The 690-nt window shown below is 73.8% G+C and carries 1 pseudogene; it reads right to left on the reverse strand.

The features are described 5' to 3' along the window. Positions 1-535, reverse strand: a pseudogene (locus FUT87_RS14055) (hypothetical protein); the annotation flags it as partial. Positions 536-690: the final 155 nt, after the last annotated feature.

Below are 690 nucleotides of genomic sequence, written 5' to 3' on the forward strand. Positions count from 1 at the left end.
GGTAGTCGCCGCCCTTGACGCCGAGCCAGTACAACAGCACCCGGGCGTGGAGGTAGGGCTCGGCCTCCAGGCCGCGGGGCTCGTCGAGGCGGCGTTCGGTGAGGTTGGTGGCGGCGTCCCAGCGGCCCCGGCCCCAGAGCTGCCATTCCTGCAGCGCCAGCGCCAGCAGGCGCTCGGTCGAGGCAGGGTCGGGCGCGAGCTCGCCGCCCAGGCCGGGCGCGGGGCGGATGTCCTCGACGGCGTAGACCGGCGCGGGATCCGTGGCCGGCCATCGCTCGGCAGGCGGCGGTTGCAGCGCCGCGCAGCCGGGCAGGATCGAGATGGACAGCGCGGCCAGGAGCCGCAGCGCCAGGCCGGCGATGCCGCGATGCTGGGCGCGTTCCAGCGATGGCAGTCGGCGGATTGGAAGGGGGCCAGCCTGAGCGCCAGATGAGGAGGTCCGCTGCGCGCCGCCGCGCCACTGCGTCGCGGCCGCGTTCCTGGTGAACGGATGAACGGTGGACGGTGGACGGTGGACGGATGGGGCACCGGTCAATCGAAATCCCGCACCCGCTCCCGCGCCACCTGGAGCACCCGCTGGCCCAGCGCGAGAGCCGCCGCGTCAGCTTGGAGGGACGGGGGCAAAGCGAACTGGTCCAGCGCCGCCGTCATCGACGCCAGCATCTCATCGATGGCGACTTTCGCGTCGCC

It is taken from the genome of Mitsuaria sp. TWR114 (assembly GCF_007997345.1).